At 69.2% G+C, this 16,003-nt stretch carries 16 protein-coding genes; 4 read left to right on the forward strand and 12 right to left on the reverse strand.

Annotation, left to right across the window (positions count from 1 at the left end; genetic code table 11):
• A partial coding sequence (dnaE, locus tag CCN37_RS30975) for a DNA polymerase III subunit alpha (RefSeq protein ID WP_143261884.1) occupies window positions 1-1,842 on the forward strand: 1,842 nt, incomplete at its 5' end.
• Window positions 1,843-1,869: 27 nt separating this feature from the next.
• Here dnaE and CCN37_RS30980 read toward each other — a convergent pair.
• The 7 genes from CCN37_RS30980 to CCN37_RS31010 form a co-directional block, all read right to left on the reverse strand.
• The gene (locus CCN37_RS30980; RefSeq protein WP_086827669.1) at window positions 1,870-2,307 is read right to left on the reverse strand and encodes an NUDIX domain-containing protein; all 438 of its coding nucleotides are present in this window, start codon (window positions 2,305-2,307) and stop codon (window positions 1,870-1,872) included.
• A 22-nt stretch (window positions 2,308-2,329) separates the two neighbouring features.
• The gene (locus CCN37_RS30985) at window positions 2,330-3,163 is read right to left on the reverse strand and encodes a hypothetical protein (RefSeq protein WP_086827671.1); all 834 of its coding nucleotides are present in this window, start codon (window positions 3,161-3,163) and stop codon (window positions 2,330-2,332) included.
• Complete coding sequence (locus CCN37_RS30990) at window positions 3,160-3,708, reverse strand: RNA polymerase sigma factor (protein ID WP_086827674.1); 549 nt, start codon at window positions 3,706-3,708, stop codon at window positions 3,160-3,162. Before CCN37_RS30990 ends, CCN37_RS30985 begins: the two co-directional genes overlap by 4 nt.
• 63 nt (window positions 3,709-3,771) lie before the next feature.
• The gene (locus tag CCN37_RS30995) at window positions 3,772-4,410 is read right to left on the reverse strand and encodes a TetR/AcrR family transcriptional regulator (protein ID WP_086827676.1); all 639 of its coding nucleotides are present in this window, start codon (window positions 4,408-4,410) and stop codon (window positions 3,772-3,774) included.
• Window positions 4,411-4,439: 29 nt separating this feature from the next.
• Entirely contained in the window at window positions 4,440-4,763 is a 324-nt protein-coding gene (locus CCN37_RS31000; protein WP_086827679.1) for a multidrug efflux SMR transporter, read from the reverse strand.
• A gap of 123 nt (window positions 4,764-4,886) precedes the next feature.
• The gene (locus tag CCN37_RS31005) at window positions 4,887-5,681 is read right to left on the reverse strand and encodes a hypothetical protein (RefSeq protein ID WP_086827681.1); all 795 of its coding nucleotides are present in this window, start codon (window positions 5,679-5,681) and stop codon (window positions 4,887-4,889) included.
• Between the two features lie 56 nt (window positions 5,682-5,737).
• Window positions 5,738-6,256 (reverse strand): SigE family RNA polymerase sigma factor, encoded by a 519-nt coding sequence (locus CCN37_RS31010; RefSeq protein ID WP_086827684.1) that lies wholly within the window; start codon window positions 6,254-6,256, stop codon window positions 5,738-5,740.
• Window positions 6,257-6,381: 125 nt separating this feature from the next.
• Here CCN37_RS31010 and CCN37_RS31015 point away from each other — a divergent pair, with 125 nt between their 5' ends.
• Together CCN37_RS31015 and CCN37_RS31020 are read left to right on the forward strand one after the other, a co-directional pair.
• Entirely contained in the window at window positions 6,382-7,410 is a 1,029-nt protein-coding gene (locus tag CCN37_RS31015; RefSeq protein ID WP_086827722.1) for a low specificity L-threonine aldolase, read from the forward strand.
• Window positions 7,374-7,973, forward strand: coding sequence for an HAD family hydrolase (locus tag CCN37_RS31020; protein WP_246843409.1), 600 nt, complete (start codon window positions 7,374-7,376; stop codon window positions 7,971-7,973). The genes CCN37_RS31015 and CCN37_RS31020 overlap by 37 nt, the downstream gene beginning before the upstream one ends.
• Here the strand turns inward: CCN37_RS31020 and CCN37_RS40230 are convergent.
• Window positions 7,970-8,128 carry a hypothetical protein gene (locus tag CCN37_RS40230; protein ID WP_168200937.1) on the reverse strand — a complete coding sequence of 53 codons (159 nt, stop codon included), beginning with the start codon at window positions 8,126-8,128 and terminating at the stop codon, window positions 7,970-7,972. The genes CCN37_RS31020 and CCN37_RS40230 overlap by 4 nt on opposite strands.
• 58 nt (window positions 8,129-8,186) lie before the next feature.
• The gene (locus CCN37_RS31025; protein ID WP_086827724.1) at window positions 8,187-9,344 is read right to left on the reverse strand and encodes a pyridoxal phosphate-dependent aminotransferase; all 1,158 of its coding nucleotides are present in this window, start codon (window positions 9,342-9,344) and stop codon (window positions 8,187-8,189) included.
• A gap of 226 nt (window positions 9,345-9,570) precedes the next feature.
• Here CCN37_RS31025 and CCN37_RS31030 point away from each other — a divergent pair, with 226 nt between their 5' ends.
• Window positions 9,571-10,356: an SdrD B-like domain-containing protein gene (locus CCN37_RS31030; protein ID WP_086827686.1), complete on the forward strand. Its 786-nt coding sequence runs from the start codon at window positions 9,571-9,573 to the stop codon at window positions 10,354-10,356.
• Window positions 10,357-10,418: 62 nt separating this feature from the next.
• On the opposite strand, the gene CCN37_RS31035 is transcribed toward CCN37_RS31030, so the two are convergent.
• The 3 genes from CCN37_RS31035 to CCN37_RS31045 all read right to left on the reverse strand — a co-directional run bounded on the left by CCN37_RS31035 (window position 10,419) and on the right by CCN37_RS31045 (window position 15,828).
• Window positions 10,419-11,057, reverse strand: a complete 639-nt coding sequence (locus CCN37_RS31035) for a Uma2 family endonuclease (protein WP_246843410.1) — start codon at window positions 11,055-11,057, stop codon at window positions 10,419-10,421.
• Between the two features lie 103 nt (window positions 11,058-11,160).
• Window positions 11,161-13,425, reverse strand: a complete 2,265-nt coding sequence (locus CCN37_RS31040) for a (Fe-S)-binding protein (protein ID WP_086827688.1) — start codon at window positions 13,423-13,425, stop codon at window positions 11,161-11,163.
• A 231-nt stretch (window positions 13,426-13,656) separates the two neighbouring features.
• A complete protein-coding gene (locus CCN37_RS31045; protein WP_143261885.1) occupies window positions 13,657-15,828 on the reverse strand; it encodes a S1 family peptidase in 2,172 nt (723 codons plus the stop codon).
• Window positions 15,829-16,003: the final 175 nt, after the last annotated feature.

Here is a 16,003-nt window from a genome sequence, read left to right on the forward strand (position 1 = left end):
TCCTGCGAGGCCATCGGCCTGTTGAAGATGGACTTCCTCGGCCTGCGCAACCTCACCGTCATCGGCGACGCCATCGAGAACATCAAGGCCAACCGCGGTGAGGACATCGACCTCGACACCCTGGAACTGGACGACAAGCCCACCTACGAGCTGCTGGGCCGCGGTGACACCCTCGGCGTGTTCCAGCTCGACGGCGGGCCCATGCGGGACCTGCTGCGGCGCATGCAGCCCACGGCCTTCGAGGACATCGTCGCGGTCGGCGCGCTCTACCGCCCTGGCCCGATGGGCATGAACGCGCACAACGACTACGCCGACCGCAAGAACGCGCGGCAGAAGGTCAAGCCGATCCACCCGGAGCTGGAGGAGCCGCTCAAGGAGATCCTCTCCGAGACCTACGGCCTGATCGTCTACCAAGAGCAGATCATGTTCATCGCCCAGAAGGTCGCGGGCTACTCGATGGGTCGCGCGGACGTGCTCCGCAAGGCCATGGGCAAGAAGAAGCAGGAGGTCCTCGAAAAGGAGTTCGAGGGCTTCGAAAAGGGCATGCGCGAGCACGAGCTGCACTTCTCGCCAGAGGCCATCAAAGCCTTGTGGGACACCATTCTCCCGTTCGCCGGCTACGCGTTCAACAAGTCGCACGCGGCCGCCTACGGCCTGATCTCCTACTGGACGGCCTACCTCAAGGCGAACTACCGCGCGGAGTACATGGCGGCGCTGCTCACCTCGGTCGGCGACAACAAGGACAAGTCGGCGGTCTACCTCTCCGAGTGCCGCAGGCTCGGCATCAAGGTGCTGCCGCCGGACGTCAACGAGTCCTCGCTGCGCTTCGCCGCGGTCGGCACCGACATCCGCTTCGGCCTCGGCGCGATCCGCAACGTCGGCGCGAACGTGGTGGACTCGATCATCAAGTCCAGGGAGCAGAAGGGGGCCTACACCTCCTTCACCGACTTCCTGGACAAGTCGGAACTGGTCTGCTGCAACAAGCGCGTGATCGAGTCGCTGGTCAAGGCCGGCGGCTTCGACTCCTTCGACAGCACCAGGCTCGGCCTGTTCCAGGTGCACGAGGAGGCGGTGGACGGGGTCGTCCCGCTCAAGCGCCAGGAGGCGATGGGCCAGTTCGACCTGTTCGGCGCGGGCGGGGACGACGAGGAGCCGAGCGAGAACGCCTCCCCCCTGGCGCACCTGAAGATCTCGGTCGAGGAGTGGCCGCGCAAGCAGCTGCTGGGCTACGAGCGGGAGATGCTGGGCCTCTACGTCTCGGCGCACCCACTCGACGGCGCCGAGCGCGCGCTGCGGCAGAACGCGCCGAGGTCGATCGCGGAGATCATCTCCGATCCGCCGAAGGAGGGCGAGATCGCCATCGCCGGGATGATCTCGGCGATGGAGCGCAGGGTGAACAAGAAGGGCGAGCCCTGGGCGATCGTCACGGTGGAGGACCTGGACGCCTCGCTCGAGGTGCTGTTCTTCCCCAAGTCCTACAGCGTGCTCTCCGACGAGCTGGTCGAGGACGCCGCGGTCGCGGTCAAGGGCAGGGTGAACTGGCGCGAGGACAAGATGTCGATCTTCGGTTCCGGCCTGGTGACCCTGGACATCGCCGAGATGGACCTGACCCAGGACCCGCCGCTGGTGATCAAGCTGATGGCCTCGAAGGTGAACCCGACGCTGGTGGAGGACCTCAAGCACACGCTCAAGGCGCACCCCGGCGAGACCCCGGTGCACCTGAAGATCCAGAACAACCGCCGCGCGTTCACCCTCGCGGTGGACGACGGTTTCCGGATCAGCACCTCCGGCGCGTTCATGGGCGAGCTCAAGGCGCTGCTCGGCGCGGGCTGCGTCGGCTGACCCCCGGCCTGCACGGCTGGTGCGCGATCACCAGCCGTGCAGGCTGAACGGCACGCCGTCCGCGATGTGCCGCAGCGCCTCGGCCGGATAGGCGATCACGTTGCGCGGCAAGGCATCCAGCGGGAACCAGGCAAGGTCGGAGCACTTCTCGGGCTCGCGGTTCACCGGCTCGCCGGTCCACGCCCACGCGCGGAAGAAGAAGCCGACCCTGGCCTCCTCGCCAGGATTGCTGTGGTGCATGACGTGCACGCAGTCCAGGTCGTCGGCCGCCAAACCGATTCCGATCTCCTCGGCCGCCTCGCGGACCACAGCGTCCACAATGGACTCACCGGCTTCCAGGTGGCCGGAGACCAGGTGGTACCTGCCGTCCTCGTAGCCGGTGTTGTGCCTGCGGGACAACAAGATTCGGCCGTCCTCGACGAGGACCAGGTGCACGTCGACAATGCTGCGGTGACGCTCGCTCATCCACGCAGCATGCCCCGCGGGCTCACATGGTGAACGCGCGGTCCGTAGCCATGGCGGTCAGCTGCTGCTCGGTCATCGTGGTCCGCGCGCGCCGCGACTGGAGCGGAGTGCCCTTGCCGGTCGGGTTGTAGTTGTACGCGGTGACGCGCACGACCACCCCGTCGAGGCGGTAGTGCAGCGCGCTGGCGATCACATTGCCGGGGTCCTCCTTGCCGACGGCCTCGTTGAACACGAGCGCGGTTCCGTCCGCCAGCTTCCCCACGCGGCAGATCGTGTTGCGCACGGAACTCTGCGGGTCATCGGCGCACTCCTCGTCAGGGCTGTGAAAGGCGTAGCGCGCGGAGTAGACGCTGACGAAGACGGCGGTGTCGCCCTCCTGATCGCGAAACGCGACGCCGCCCTCCAGCACGTTGGGCCCGGGATCGTCGGGACCCGCCGTGGTGGAGTCGAACGGCATCGCCTTGACGTTGCTCATCCCCTTGACCTGCCCGAGGAACTTCGGCACCACGACATCGCGCAGGGTCCTGCCCTTCGCATCGGCCTCGGCCTGGCTCAGGCGCTTCGGCGGAACGAGCCCGGGGATCGGCCACGCGAAGCCGGGCTTCGACGGGGTGGTGGTCGACGACGAGGGCCGGGTGGCGATCTCCACCTCGCCGCTCCTGCCGAGCCCGACGCTCTGCTGCACCGCGACCGCGCCGCCGACGACGGCGATCACGGCCGCCGCGACGGCGAAGGTGGCGCGCCGCCGCCGGACCCTGACACCGATCTTGGTCACCGCCTCGTCCGGGTCGAAGCCCAGTGGCGGTTCGTCGGAGACGGCGCCCCGCAGGCCGTCCCGCAGTTCCTTCTCGATCATGACTCCGTCCTCCCGCCGGTCAGGGCGGAGGAATCCAGCCCGGACCTGGCGATCACCGCCCGCAGGTTGTCCAACCCGCGGGCCGACTGGCTCTTCACCGTGCCTTCCGAGCACCCCATCGCCGCCGCTGTGTCGGCGACCGAGAGGTCCTCGAAGTAGCGCAGGACGAGCACGGCCCGCTGCCGTGACGGGACCTCGGCCAGCGCGCGCAGGACGAGGTCCCGTGTCTGCGCGCGCTGGCCAACGGCAGCGGGATCACCATCGTGGTCGGCGACGTCCGGTACGACGCCGGTCCTGTCCTCCACCCTTCGCCAAGGGCGGCGGACCTCGTCCAGCCAGCAGCGCACCACGGTCCTGCGGACGTAGCGGTCGAGCGTCTCCGCACCGCGGATGCGCCACCACGCCGAATAGAGCTTGGTGAGTGCGTTCTGGACCAGGTCCTCGGCGAGGTGCCAGTCCCCGCACAGCAGGTAGGCGAAACGGCGCATCGGCGCCGCCTGCCTCCTGGCCATGTCGCGAAACCGGGCCTCGTCCTCGGACCGCATGATGGTGCTCCCTTCGCGCTACCGGCCCTACTCACGCGAGCGCGGCGCGGGAGGTTGCACGGCTCAGGGAAGTTCCGCGCGGAGCACTCGCCGGGCGGCGCCCCGGGGGTCGGTGTCGGCCTCGATCAGGGCGTTGACCACGGTGCCGTCGATCAGCGCGATGAGCCGGGTCATCCCGGCCGAGGACATGGGCGCCCCGGCCTGCGCGAGGATCTCCACCAGCAGCGCGTGCAGCTCCTCGCCCATCTCCCGCATGAGCGGCGCGAGGTAGGGCCGCCGCCCGGAGCCGACGAGCCGTTCGTAGCGCAGCAGCACCACGTCGAGGCCGCCGTCGCGGGAGTTGTGGCCGAGCAGCAGGTCCAGCACGAGTTCGCACAGCTCGTCGCGGCTCAGGCGCTCGTCGCCGGACGCCGCCAGCTCGGCGAGCCGGTCGCGGCCCCAGGCCAGCTCGGTGCGGCCGTGGTACTCCACCGCCCGCTCGACCAGCTCCTCGATCGAGGAGAAGTAGTAGGTGGTGGAGGCCAGCGGCAGCCCGGCGCGTTCGGCGACCGCCCGGTGCCTGATGCCCGCGAAGCCGCTCTCGACGAGCAGTTCGCTGGCCGCCTCGACGAGGGCCTGGCGGCGCCGCTCACCCTTGGGCGTGCTGGCCTGGCCGGTCCGCTCCTGGGTCGGGGCGGCGGGCGCTTCGGTGGGCTCCGGCATGACCCTGCATGGTGCCAGTTCCCGCGCCATCAGTGCGCACCACCGGCGAGCTGGAGCCCGACAACACCCCCGATGATCAACATGATCGAGGCGATCTTGAGCACCGAGACCCCGTCGCCGAGCCAGACCATGCCGATCACGGCGGTGATCGCGGCGCCGATCCCGGTCCAGACCGCGTAGGCGGGACCAGCGGGGAGCTGCTTCATCGCCCAGGCGAGCCCGGCGAAGCTGGCGGTGGCCAGCACCGCGAAGGTGACCGTCGGCCACAACCTGGAGAACCCGTCGGAGAGCTTGAGCGCCACCGCCCAGCCCGCCTCCAGCACCCCGGACACGATCAGCACGATCCACGCCACGGCAAATCACCTCACCAATCTGGTACTAGCGTACCACTTTTGCTGAAGCGCGCTCGCGAACGCGGCAGTGGCCGGCAGAAACGTGCTCTGCCGGCCACTGCCATGGGGAGGGGACCCGGTGGTCTACAGCTTTTCCGCGAGCTTCTTCGCGATGTCCTCGACCCGGCCGCCGAAGGGCGAGGTGATCGAGCCCTTCGCCGGTTCGCTCACCACCGTGAGCGGTCGGCCGCTCGGCGCGTAGGCCGAAGCCGACGCCGCGCCGGGCGGGAGGTCCTTGGTGCCGATGTCGTCGGAGCCGATCTTGGCGTCCGGCGGTCCGAGGATCACCGAGACCACTCCGGTCACGCCGCCGTCGCGGACCAGGACCGACATCGCCCGGGAACCGGGGCCGCAGGACCGGGCCGCCGGAGTCGGCGTGAGCCCGGCAGCGGCCGGGAGCTCGTGGGCGAGGGCGACCGCGAGCTCCCGGTCCGCCGGTCCGCACCCGGTCGGGGTGCCGCTGGTCGGTCGACCAGCTCTTCCCGGATCGTCATCCCCCTGCTTGGACGTCGATTCGGGAATGCTCTTGGGCGGGGCCTGGGTGGTCCTGCCCGGCGGAACCGGTCCGCTGGGCATCGGTTGGATCGGGCCTGCTGTGAAAGGGACGAGGGGGGTGCCGCCGTCGGTTGCACCGTATTCGGAAGAATTTTGGGCGGCGGTCACGCTGCCCCCGTCGGGTCCGGGGCTCAGCGCGTTCGCGCCGAACACGGCGACCCCCGCGAGCACGACGACGCCGAAGGCCGAGCCGGTCGCCACGCGCATCCGGTGCCGCGCGGTCGCCAGCTTCGAGGCTCCCAGTACGTCCTGCTCGTCGAACGATGCCGGTGGCGCTTCCCGCACGGCATCGCGGAACAGGTCCGCGAGCTTGCGCTCGTCCACCTAAATCCACCTCCTCGACCGGCGAAGGTCGCCGCACCCCGGCTCGGTACCGGTGTTCACGACGCCGAACGCAGGTCGTCCAGCGCGTCTCCCAGCGAGGTGCGCAGGGCTTCCAGCCCGCGCGCCGTCTGGCTCTTCACAGTTCCTTCGGTGCACTTCAGGGCCGCCGCTGTCGCCGCGACGTCCAAGCCTTCGAGAAACCTCAGCACGAGCACCGCCCGCTGCCTCGGCGGCACCTTGGCCAAGCCGGCGAGCAGCGTCTCCCGCGTGGCGACCGACTCGCCGACCTCGGCATCGGTGACCGGAGCGTCGGGGAACTCCTCCACGGTCCGCTCACGTCGCCACGGCCTGCGCGACTCGTCGATCGAGGCTCTGACCAGCGTGCGCCGCACGTAGGCGTCCAGGGCTCCCTTGTCCCTGACCTTCTTCCACCGTCTGTGCAGCGCGACGAACGCCGTCTGAGCCAGATCGTCCGCACGGTGCCAGTCGCCGCAGAGCAGGTACGCCGTCCGTCTCACAGCTTCGCGCCGTGCGACGAAGTACTCCGCGAACTCCTGTTCTTCGCGCTGGTCCACGCGGGACTCTCCGCTCGTCGTGTCTTGCACTGAAGGGACGGAACGAGCCGTTCCCAGGGTTGCATCGTGCCGCACTCGAATTCCTCCTGGCCACCGGCCCGGGGTGATGATCTGATCGAGTGGTGATCCCCGTGGACCTGCGCTCGGACACCGTCACCCGCCCCGACGAACGGATGCGCTCCGCGATGGCCACCGCCGAGGTGGGCGACGACGTGCTGGACGTCGACCCGACCGTGCGGCGCCTCGAAGAACGCGCTGCGGACGTGCTGGGCGTGCCCGCAGCGCTGTGGGTGCCCACCGGCTGCATGGGCAACACCATCGCTTTGACGACCCATATCCAGCGAGGTGACTCCTTCCTCGCCGTGCGGGACGCGCACGTGATCAACAACGAGTTGGGCACCCCCGCGTGGCTGGCCGGGGGCATGCCGCAGGCGCTGCCGGAGCTGACCCCGGAGGCCGTGCGCGCGGCGGCGCTCACCGCCGGTCCGTACTACTCGATGCGCACTTCGCTGCTCTGCGTCGAGAACACGCACAACGCCGGGGGCGGCACGGTGCTGTCCCCCGAGGCGCACGCGCTGCTGGTCGAGACCGCGAGGGAGCTGGGCCTCGCCGTCCACCTCGACGGCGCCCGCGTGTGGAACGCGGCCGTGGCCTCCGGGGCCTCCCCCGCCGAGCTGACCGCGGGCGTGGACACCGTGCAGGCGTGCCTGAGCAAGGGCCTCGGCGCTCCGATGGGCTCGGTGGTCGGCGGCTCGGTGGACTTCGTCGCAGAGGCTCGCCGGATCAGGAAGATGCTCGGCGGCGGCGTGCGCCAGGGCGGTGTGGTCGCGGCGGCCGGGCTCGTGGCGCTGGAGCGGATCGAGGACCTGGCCGTCGACCACGAGAACGCCAGGGCGCTCGCGGACGGCTTGGCCGAGCTGGGCTGGCTCGTGCGCGCGCCCGAGACCAACATCGTGCTGGCCGAGGCGCCCGGCATGACCGTGCCCGCCGCGCTGGAGCGGTTGACCGCACTGAAGGTGCTTGCCGGGCCAATGGCCGGGCTGGTCCGCTTCGTCACCCACCGGGACGTGGGCAAGGCGGACATCGACGAGGTGCTGAACCGGATGAGGGGAATGGCGTGGGCTGGATCGTCTTCGACTACGGCGAGGTCCTGAGCAGGCGTTCGACGATGCTGCCGAAGCACGCCGAGGTCTACGGCGTGACCGAGCAGGAGTTCGCGCCCGCCTACTGGAAGGTGCGCGACGCCTACGACCGCGGTCAGCCCGACCTGGAGTACTGGCGCGCGGTCGGCGCGGAGCTGGGTGTCGAGGTGGACGAGGAGACCTCGGCCGCGCTGACCGAGGCCGACATCTCCGGGTGGCTCGAACTCGACCCGGACTCGGTGGTGCTGCTGGACGAGCTGGCCGAGGCCGGGGTGCCGCTGGCGCTGCTGTCCAACGCGCCGACGTCCTTCGCCGCGACCGTGCGCGAGCAGAGCTGGGCGAAGCGGTTCCGGCACCTGGTCTTCTCCGGCGAGCTGGGCGTGGCCAAACCGGACGCGGAGATCTGGGCCGCGCTGCTCGACCAGCTCGGCGCGCCCGCAGCCGACTGCCTGTTCCTGGACGACCGGCAGGTCAACGTCGACGGGGCGCGGCGGGCCGGGCTGGACGCCGAGCTGTGGGCAGGCGCGGCGGCGATCCGGCCGCGCCTGCGCGAGCTGGGCGTGCTGCCGTCCTAGTACTTGGGGGACTTCTTCTTCACCGCGCCGTAGGCGGCGGTCGCCAGGAACGCGATGCCACCGATCACGGCCAGCCAGAACAGGCCCTTGAAGATGAAGCCGATGATGGTCAGCGCCAACCAGATGATCAGCAGCGTTGCGATGATGCCGAGCATGGTGTCCTCCCCTGGTTCTCTTACTGGCTGAACGGTTGCCGGGGACGTGAAGTTCCCGTCAGCTCAGCCAACCACCGATGCGGTGCACCGCTTCGTGGACGTCCTCCAGCGATCCGGCGAAGGACATCCGGATGAAGCGGTTGCCGTCCACCGGATCGAAGTCGATCCCGGGCACCACCGCCACTCCGGTCTCGGCGAGCAGCCGCTCGCAGAAGGACATCGAGTCCTGCGTCAGGTGCGAGACGTCGGCGTAGGCGTAGAACGCGCCGTCGGCGGGCGCGACCTTGTCGATGCCGAGCTTGGCCAGCCCGGCCAGCAGCTCATCCCGGTTGCGGCGGTAGCGGGCCACGTGGCCGTCCGCCTCGGCGCAGCCCTCGTCGGTGAAGGCCGCGACGCCCGCGTACTGGGCGAGCGCGGGCGGGCAGAGCGTGAAGTTGCCGGTGAGGCAGTCCACCGCGCGCAGCAACGGCCTCGGCAGCAGCATCCAGCCGAGCCGCCAGCCGGTCATCGAGAAGTACTTCGAGAAGGAGTTGACGATGATCGCGTCACGGGAGGTCTGCCACGCGCAGCCGAGCGGGCGCTCGTAGCTGATGCCGTGGTAGATCTCGTCGCTGATCAGGCGGACGCCGTTCTCCTGGCACCACTGCGTGATCGCGGCCAGCTCCGCCGGGTCGAGCACGGTGCCCGTGGGGTTCGCCGGGCTGGCAACGATGAGTCCGCGCACCGGCTTGTCCAGTGCCTCCAACATCTCCACGGTCGGCTGGAAGCGGGTGCTCGCGTCGCACGGCAGGTCGACGACCTCGCAGCCGAGCGCGGACAGGATGTTGCGGTAGGCCGGGTAGCCGGGCCGGGCCAGCGCGACCCGGTCCCCCGCGTCGAAGGCGGCGAGGAAGGCCAGCAGGAACGCCCCGGACGAGCCGGTCGTGACCACCACGTCCTCCGGCGCCACGTCCAGGTCGTAGCGGCGGCCGTAGTGCCCGGCGATCGCCGCGCGCAGCTCCGGGATGCCGAGCTGCTCGGTGTAGCCCAGGGTCTGCCGGTCCAGCGCCGCCGCTGCCGCCGCGCGCACCGGCTCGGGGGCGGGCGTCGCGGGTTGACCGGCCGCGAGGGAGATGACGTCGCCGAACTCCCGTTGCCGCCGCGCCGCCGCGGAGAGGACCTCCATCACGTGGAACGGCGGGACGATGGCGCGCTGAGCAGCGGTGGCGAAGGACATGGGCGTCAGCGTGCCACGCGGCGGCGGCTGCTCCATAGGAGTGGCGCCACAGTCCACATCAGACGGTCGGACTGAGCTGTTCCGGTGACGCGACCGCCCTCGCGCTTTAGATCTTCGGAGTGAAAGTAAGATCCCGGGCAACCCGCGTACCGGACGGGGCGTCTCCCTAGCGCCGACGCTCGCAGCACCGGCACCAAGCACCGCTTTCCGCGAGGGGAACCACGTCATGTCCAGGGGCATCAGCCGGTCCGCTTACACCGTCCTCGGCGCCGGGATCTCGGCGGCCGTCCTGATGAGCTTCGTGCCGTCGGCGGGCGCGATCTCCAGCACCCTCGGCGCCATCGACGGCTCGGTCTTCTTCGACCGCAACGGCAACGGCCTGATCGACCGCAGCACCACCGGCGGCGAGGCAGGCGCCGACAAGGCCGAGGTCCGCCTCTACAACGCCAACGGCGACGTGGTTGCCGACGCGGTCGCCGACACCAGCGGCAAGTTCCGCTTCACCGACCTGCGCCCCGGCACCTACAAGCTCGACGGCGGCCAGTCCGGTTTCGTCTCCACCACCGACGCCGTGCGCAAGGTCGAGGTGCGCAGCAGCCAGACCGAGTTCGTCCGCTTCGGCATCCGCGGCGGCAGCATCTCCGGCCTCGCGTGGGTGGACGAGAACGGCGACGGCATCCGCCAGGAGACCGAGAAGGCGCTGACCGCCTCGCGCGGCTTCACCCTGAGCGGCGCCACCGACCACTACGGCAAGTTCGCGCAGCGCACCGCCAAGGTGGACGACAAGGGCGAGTACTCCTTCGAGGACCTGCCCTCCGGCCGCTACACCGTGCAGACCACCGCCCCCGAGGGCAGCTCGGTCTCCAAGTCCGAGGCCGGCCCCGACGCCACCACCGACTCCGACTTCACCGGCAAGACCGCCACCGTGAAGTCCGAGAAGATCCAGCTCGCCCCGGGCGCGGGCATGGTCAGCCTCGACGCGGGCTTCACCCGCGCGGCGACCACCAACTGACGCTCAGCACGCACAACGCGAAAGGGGCGGCTCCCAGCACGGGAGCCGCCCCTTTCGCTTGCTCAGTCCCGGATGTCCAGAAGTTCGATCGGGTCGAAGGAGAGCGCAAACGGCGCGTCGGTCTCGAACTGCTTCCCGCTCACCGCTTCTGCGATCACCTGGTACTCGCCGTCCTCGAGCCGGGACAGCTCGAGCGAAACGAACCGCTGACGCAGATCAGCCTGACACAGCAAGTAGTACGGAATACCCGCCTCTGCGCACATGGCGGGCTTGTCGAGCCGATCACGCCGCTTGCTCGAAGGTGAGATGCACTCCCCCACGAGCAGAACGTTCATGTTCTCCACCCAGACGTCTGGGCACGGTTCCAGCAATACGGTCAGATCTGGTTCGATCCACCGATCACGGTCGAATCTCAGGTTCACCGCAGGGTAAACCCGGTATCCAGCATCACGCGCCGGACCTCGCATCAGCGCGCCAAGTTCCAACATGGCGTACCCGTTCGGGCCCGCCTCGCGAGGACTCATGATCAGATTTCCGTCCAGACACTCGTACTTCATCGGCGGAGCGTCCGGAAGGGGCAGGTATCGCTCCGCGAGATCGGTTGTCCAGACGCCTGCGAACTCCACGAGCGGATCGAAAGACTCATCCGCTCCGAACGATGCACCTGGTGGGTCGTACGGCTTACCGATCACTACAGCCACCACCCTCAACCACCTCCGGCCGCGACGTTATCGCCGGAGAGCACGCGAAATCAGTCCAGCACAGATTTGCCCCCGTGTCAGGACGCCCGGACCTCGCGGTTGATCACGCTCCGTCAGATTTGTCCTGCTCGGCGAGCGGGGTGCCGGTGGCCGTTTCATCCGTCGGGGTGTCCTGCTTGGCGGGGCGACCGCGGCGCACGGACTCCAGCAGCATCTGTGCGACGTCGATGACCTGGACGCTCTCCTCGGCCTTGCCCTCGTTCTGCCGCTGGGTGAGGCCGTCGGTGAGCATCACGCGGCAGAACGGGCAGCCGGTCGCGATCTTGGTGGGCGCGGTGCCGAGCGCCTCGTCGACACGGTCGACGTTGATGCGCTTGCCGATCCGCTCCTCCATCCACATCCGCGCACCGCCGGCGCCGCAGCACATGGAGCGGTCGCCGTGGCGGGGCATCTCGCGCAGCTGCGCGCCGGTGGCACCGATCAGATCGCGCGGCGGCGAGTAGACCTTGTTGTGCCGCCCCAGGTAGCAGGGGTCGTGGTAGGTGACGTCCTCGGCGACGGGCGCGACGGGCACCAGGCGGCGCTCGCGGACGAGCTTGTTGAGCAGCTGCGTGTGGTGCACGACCTCGAACTGCCCGCCGAGCTGCGGGTACTCGTTGGCCAGGGTGTTGAAGCAGTGCGCACAGGTCACGACGACCTTGCGCTGCTTGGCTTCCCGGCCCTCGAAGACGGAGTTGAGCACCTCGACGTTCTGCTGCGCGAGCATCTGGAACAGGAACTCGTTGCCAGCACGGCGAGCCGGGTCACCGGTGCAGGTCTCCTCCGAGCCGAGCACCACGTACTTCACGTCGGCAATGTGCAGCAGTTCGGCGACGGCCTGGGTCGTCTTCTTGGCGCGGTCCTCGAAGGCACCGGCGCAGCCGACCCAGAACAGGTACTCGGTCTCGGCAGCGAGCTCGCCGTCGAACACCGGGACCTCGAAGTCCAGCGCCTCGGTCCAGGCGAGCCGGTCCTTGGAGTTCTGCCCCCAGGGATTGCCCTTGTTCTCCAGGTTCTTGAACATCCCGCCCAGCTCGGTGGGGAAGTTCGACTCGATGAGCACCTGGTAGCGGCGCATGTCGACGATGTGGTCGACGTGCTCGATGTCCACGGGGCACTGCTCGACGCACGCGCCGCAGCTGGTGCAGGACCACAGCACCTCGGGGTCGATGACGCCCAGCTCGTCGGGGCCGCCGATGAGCGGGCGCTCAGACTCCGCGAGGGCGAGCACGTTGATGTTGGCAAGGCGGGCCTCGGCGTCGTCGCCGGTGATGCCGACCTCGTCGCCGCCCATGTCCTTGCGGCCACCGGCGAGCAGGTACGGGGCCTTGGCGTAGGCGTGCTCGCGGAGGCTGGTGATCAGCAGCTTCGGCGAGAGCGGCTTGCCGGTGTTCCACGCGGGGCACTGGGACTGGCACCGGCCGCACTCCGTGCAGGTGGTGAAGTCCAGCCAGCCCTTCCAACCGAAGTCCTCGATCTTGCCTGCGCCGAAGACGTCCTTCTCCGGGTCGGCCTCCTCGAAGTCCAGCGGCTTGCCACCGCTCATCATCGGCTTCAGGGCGCCGAGCGCGACGCCGCCGTCGTCCTCGCGCTTGAAGTAGATGTTGAAGAAGGCGGTGAACCGGTGCCAGGCGACGCCCATCGTCATGTTGCGCGCGATGACGATCGCCCAGGTGCCGGAGATGAAGACCTTGAGCGCGGCCACGATCGAGACGGCGACCAGGCTGGCGGGCAGCAGCGCGCCGAGGCCGTGCGAGATCGGCGCCGCCCACACCGGGTAGGGCAACAACCCGTTGGCGGACTTGAAGGCGCGGATGCCGAAGATGCACAGGCCGACGCTGAGGATGACCGCCTCGACGAAGTAGGCCTGGCGGAAGTTGGAGCCGGAGAAGCGGGACTGGCGGTCGGCGCGGCGCGGGTGGTTGCGCTGCCGGATCGCGATCAGCACCAGGATGCCGACGACCGTCGTCAGGCCGATGAACTCGACGAACATGCCCCAGACGGTCCAGTGACCGAGGATCGGCAGCTCGAAGGTCGGGTCGAAGACCTCGCCGTGCGCCTCGACCAGGGTCAGCACCAGCGAACCGAAGCCCACCATGACGAACCAGTGCGCGGCGCCGACCGTGCCCCACTTGAGCATCCTCGTGTGACCGAGGACCTCCTTGAGCATGTTCTTCAGCCGCGGCACCACGGGGCCGTTGCGGGTCGGGTCGGGTTGGCCGAGCCGGATCGTGCGCACCATGCGGACGACGGTCTGCGTCAGCATCGTGACCCAGACCAGCGTCATGGCGACGCAGATCAGGCCCAACACGATGTGCAAGGCGCCCATGCAACGGCCTTCCTGTGCGGAGTCCAACGTGCCGGGAGACTACGCCATATTACTGACCAGTAACCACTGGGAAGTGGCGGTCGTCGCACCGGCTGCGGAGATCAGCTCGCATCCTCGCAAACGCCGCGAACCCCCACTGACTGAGCGCTCCCTAACCCGGACGTGAAAGAACGCCGGTGAGTGGCGCCCTGTGCCACTCACCGGCGTTCGACCGCCTACCGCGTCAGGCCATCAGGCCTTGCGACGGCGGAACTTCAGCATCAGCGCGCCACCCGCGGCGAGGGCGACGAGACCGCCGACGATCATCTGCCAGACGAAGTCGACACCGGTGTCGGCGAGGTCGCCGCCGCCACCGCCGCCGCCACCCGGCTTGTTGTTGCCGGGCTGCTGGGTCGCACCCTTGACCGTGTAGCGGACGCTGGTGACCTCGGAGTCGACCTTCTCGACCGTCTGCCGGGCACCGATCACGCGCTCGCCCACCGCCAGGTCGGCGGTCAGCGGCAGCGTCCACTTGCCGTCGGCGGCCACGGTGGCCTCGCCGACCTTCTTGTTGTCGACGGTCACGGTGACCAGCGCCTTGGCGACACCGGTGCCCGCGACGGCGGGGCGGGCGTTGTCGCTGGTGGTGCCGGTCTTCGGCTCGGTGATCTGCGGGGCGACCGGGACCACGGTGAACTTCGAGGCGGTCTCCTTGGAGGAGGTGCCCTTCAGGGTCTGCTTCACCTTGACCTCGTGCGCGCCGAGCGCCAGCTCGGAGCTGACCTTGAGGGTCCACTCCGCCTTGTCGGTGCCGGTGACCTCGCCGAGGTCCTTGCCGTCGAGCTGGACGCTGACCTTGGCGCCGGGCTTGGCGAAACCGCCGAGCGTCGGCTTGGTGTCGGTGATCCTGGCGTCGGCCGCCGGGTTCTTGACCGTGGCCGGGCGCAGGTTCGGCTCGTCCGGGTCGAGGTGCGCGGCGATGCCGTCACCGTTGGCGTCCTTGGTCTGCGTCGGGTTGGCCGAGAGCTCCTCGACGTCCTTCACACCGTCGCCGTCCGCGTCACCGGTGGTGGTGAGCACGGTCAGCTTGTTGTTGTTGAACTCCGGCAGCGTGAGGATGTCGGTCGCCATGCTCTCGCCGAGGTTCTGGTAGGTCATGTTGCCGTTGTTGTCCGGCACCTTGATGCACTTGCCGTCCTCGAAGTACGCACCGGTGCTCCAGCCGAGCGCGGCACCGCCGGCGACGATCGCGCCGCCGCTGTCGCCACCGGCCACACAGGCGCCGTGGAACTCGAAGCCGAGCTGGGCCTTGCCCTTCGGGCTGCCGTCGCTGACGTACCAGAGCGAGCGCTCGTTGACGACCTTTCCGCAGGTCCAGCCGGTGGTGCGGCCCGACTTGCAGACGTTCATGCCGACGATGGCCGGGCTGACCGAGTCGACCTTGACGTTGCCCGCGCTCGCGCCCCAGGTGTAGACCTCGGGGACCGCGCGCACGGCCGGGTTGGTGACCCGGATGGTGGCGTAGTCGTTGCCCTTGCGCTCGTCGATCTGGCCGTTGCCGTTGTCGGCGCTGTCCCAGACGGTCGTGGCGAAGTTGCCGATCTTGTCACCGAAGGTGGACTGGCCGCCCTGCTTGACCTCGACGAAGACCTCTTTGAGCGGCTGCTTGCTCGCCAGCGCGCAGTGGCCTGCGGTCAGCGGGGTGAGCTTGCCGCTCTGGTCGACGGCGTTGAAGCCGATGGAGCACAGGCCGTAGTTCGGGTCGGACCCGCCGCTGGAGCCGATGTAGCCGCTGCCGTTGAGCAGGGTGGCGGGCGCCTTCGGCTGCAGCTTGCCGTACTTCACGTCCTGGGAGACCTGCGGCTTGGGCATCATGCCCTGGATGCGGCGGCCGTCCTCGGAGTCGGCGAGCACGATGTTGAGCTTGCCGCCCTTGATGTCGATGCTCGCGGAGAAGACCAGCTTGCGGTCGGCCTCCGGCAGCGACTTGACCCAGGCGGACAGCGCGTTGAGCGCGTCCTTGAGCTTGGCCTCGGTGGTCGGGCGCACGTGCGCCTCGGCACCGGCGGCGCGGGCCTTCTTCGCCGCGGCCTCGGAGGTCACCGCGATGTTGACCTTCTTGCTGGCCGGGTCGAACCAGACGCCGCCGAACTCGCGACCGAGTTCCCTGCGCAGCTCGGTGCCGGTGGCGGCGGCCTTCTGCGCGGCCTTGGCGTCGTTGACGTAGGTGGTGGCGTCGGTCTTCAGGTCGCGCTGGATGGCGTCCTTCAGACCGGGCGGGAGCTGGCGGACAGTCGCCTCGGTCGAGGCCGCGTCCGGCTCGGCGGCCGGGGCCGTGCCGGCGGTGAACGCCACCGACAGGGCGACCAGACCGGTCACCGCCGCAGCGGCGACCAAGCCCCTGCGGAGTCTTCCCTCGGACAATTGATCTCCATTCCCCAGTGACACGCATGCCACCCGGGTCAGCTAGCTCAATCGGGTGACGGCCGGGACCTTAGACACACGGGGAGCGACTCCGTATCCACTTTGTGAAAGAAAGGGCGAGCTTTGTTATCCAGATTTCACCTGGTAGGCAGCCCGTTGCTCCATTCGGCGGAGT

Source organism: Allokutzneria sp. NRRL B-24872, from assembly GCF_002155965.1.
Classification (GTDB): Bacteria; Actinomycetota; Actinomycetes; order Mycobacteriales; family Pseudonocardiaceae; genus Allokutzneria.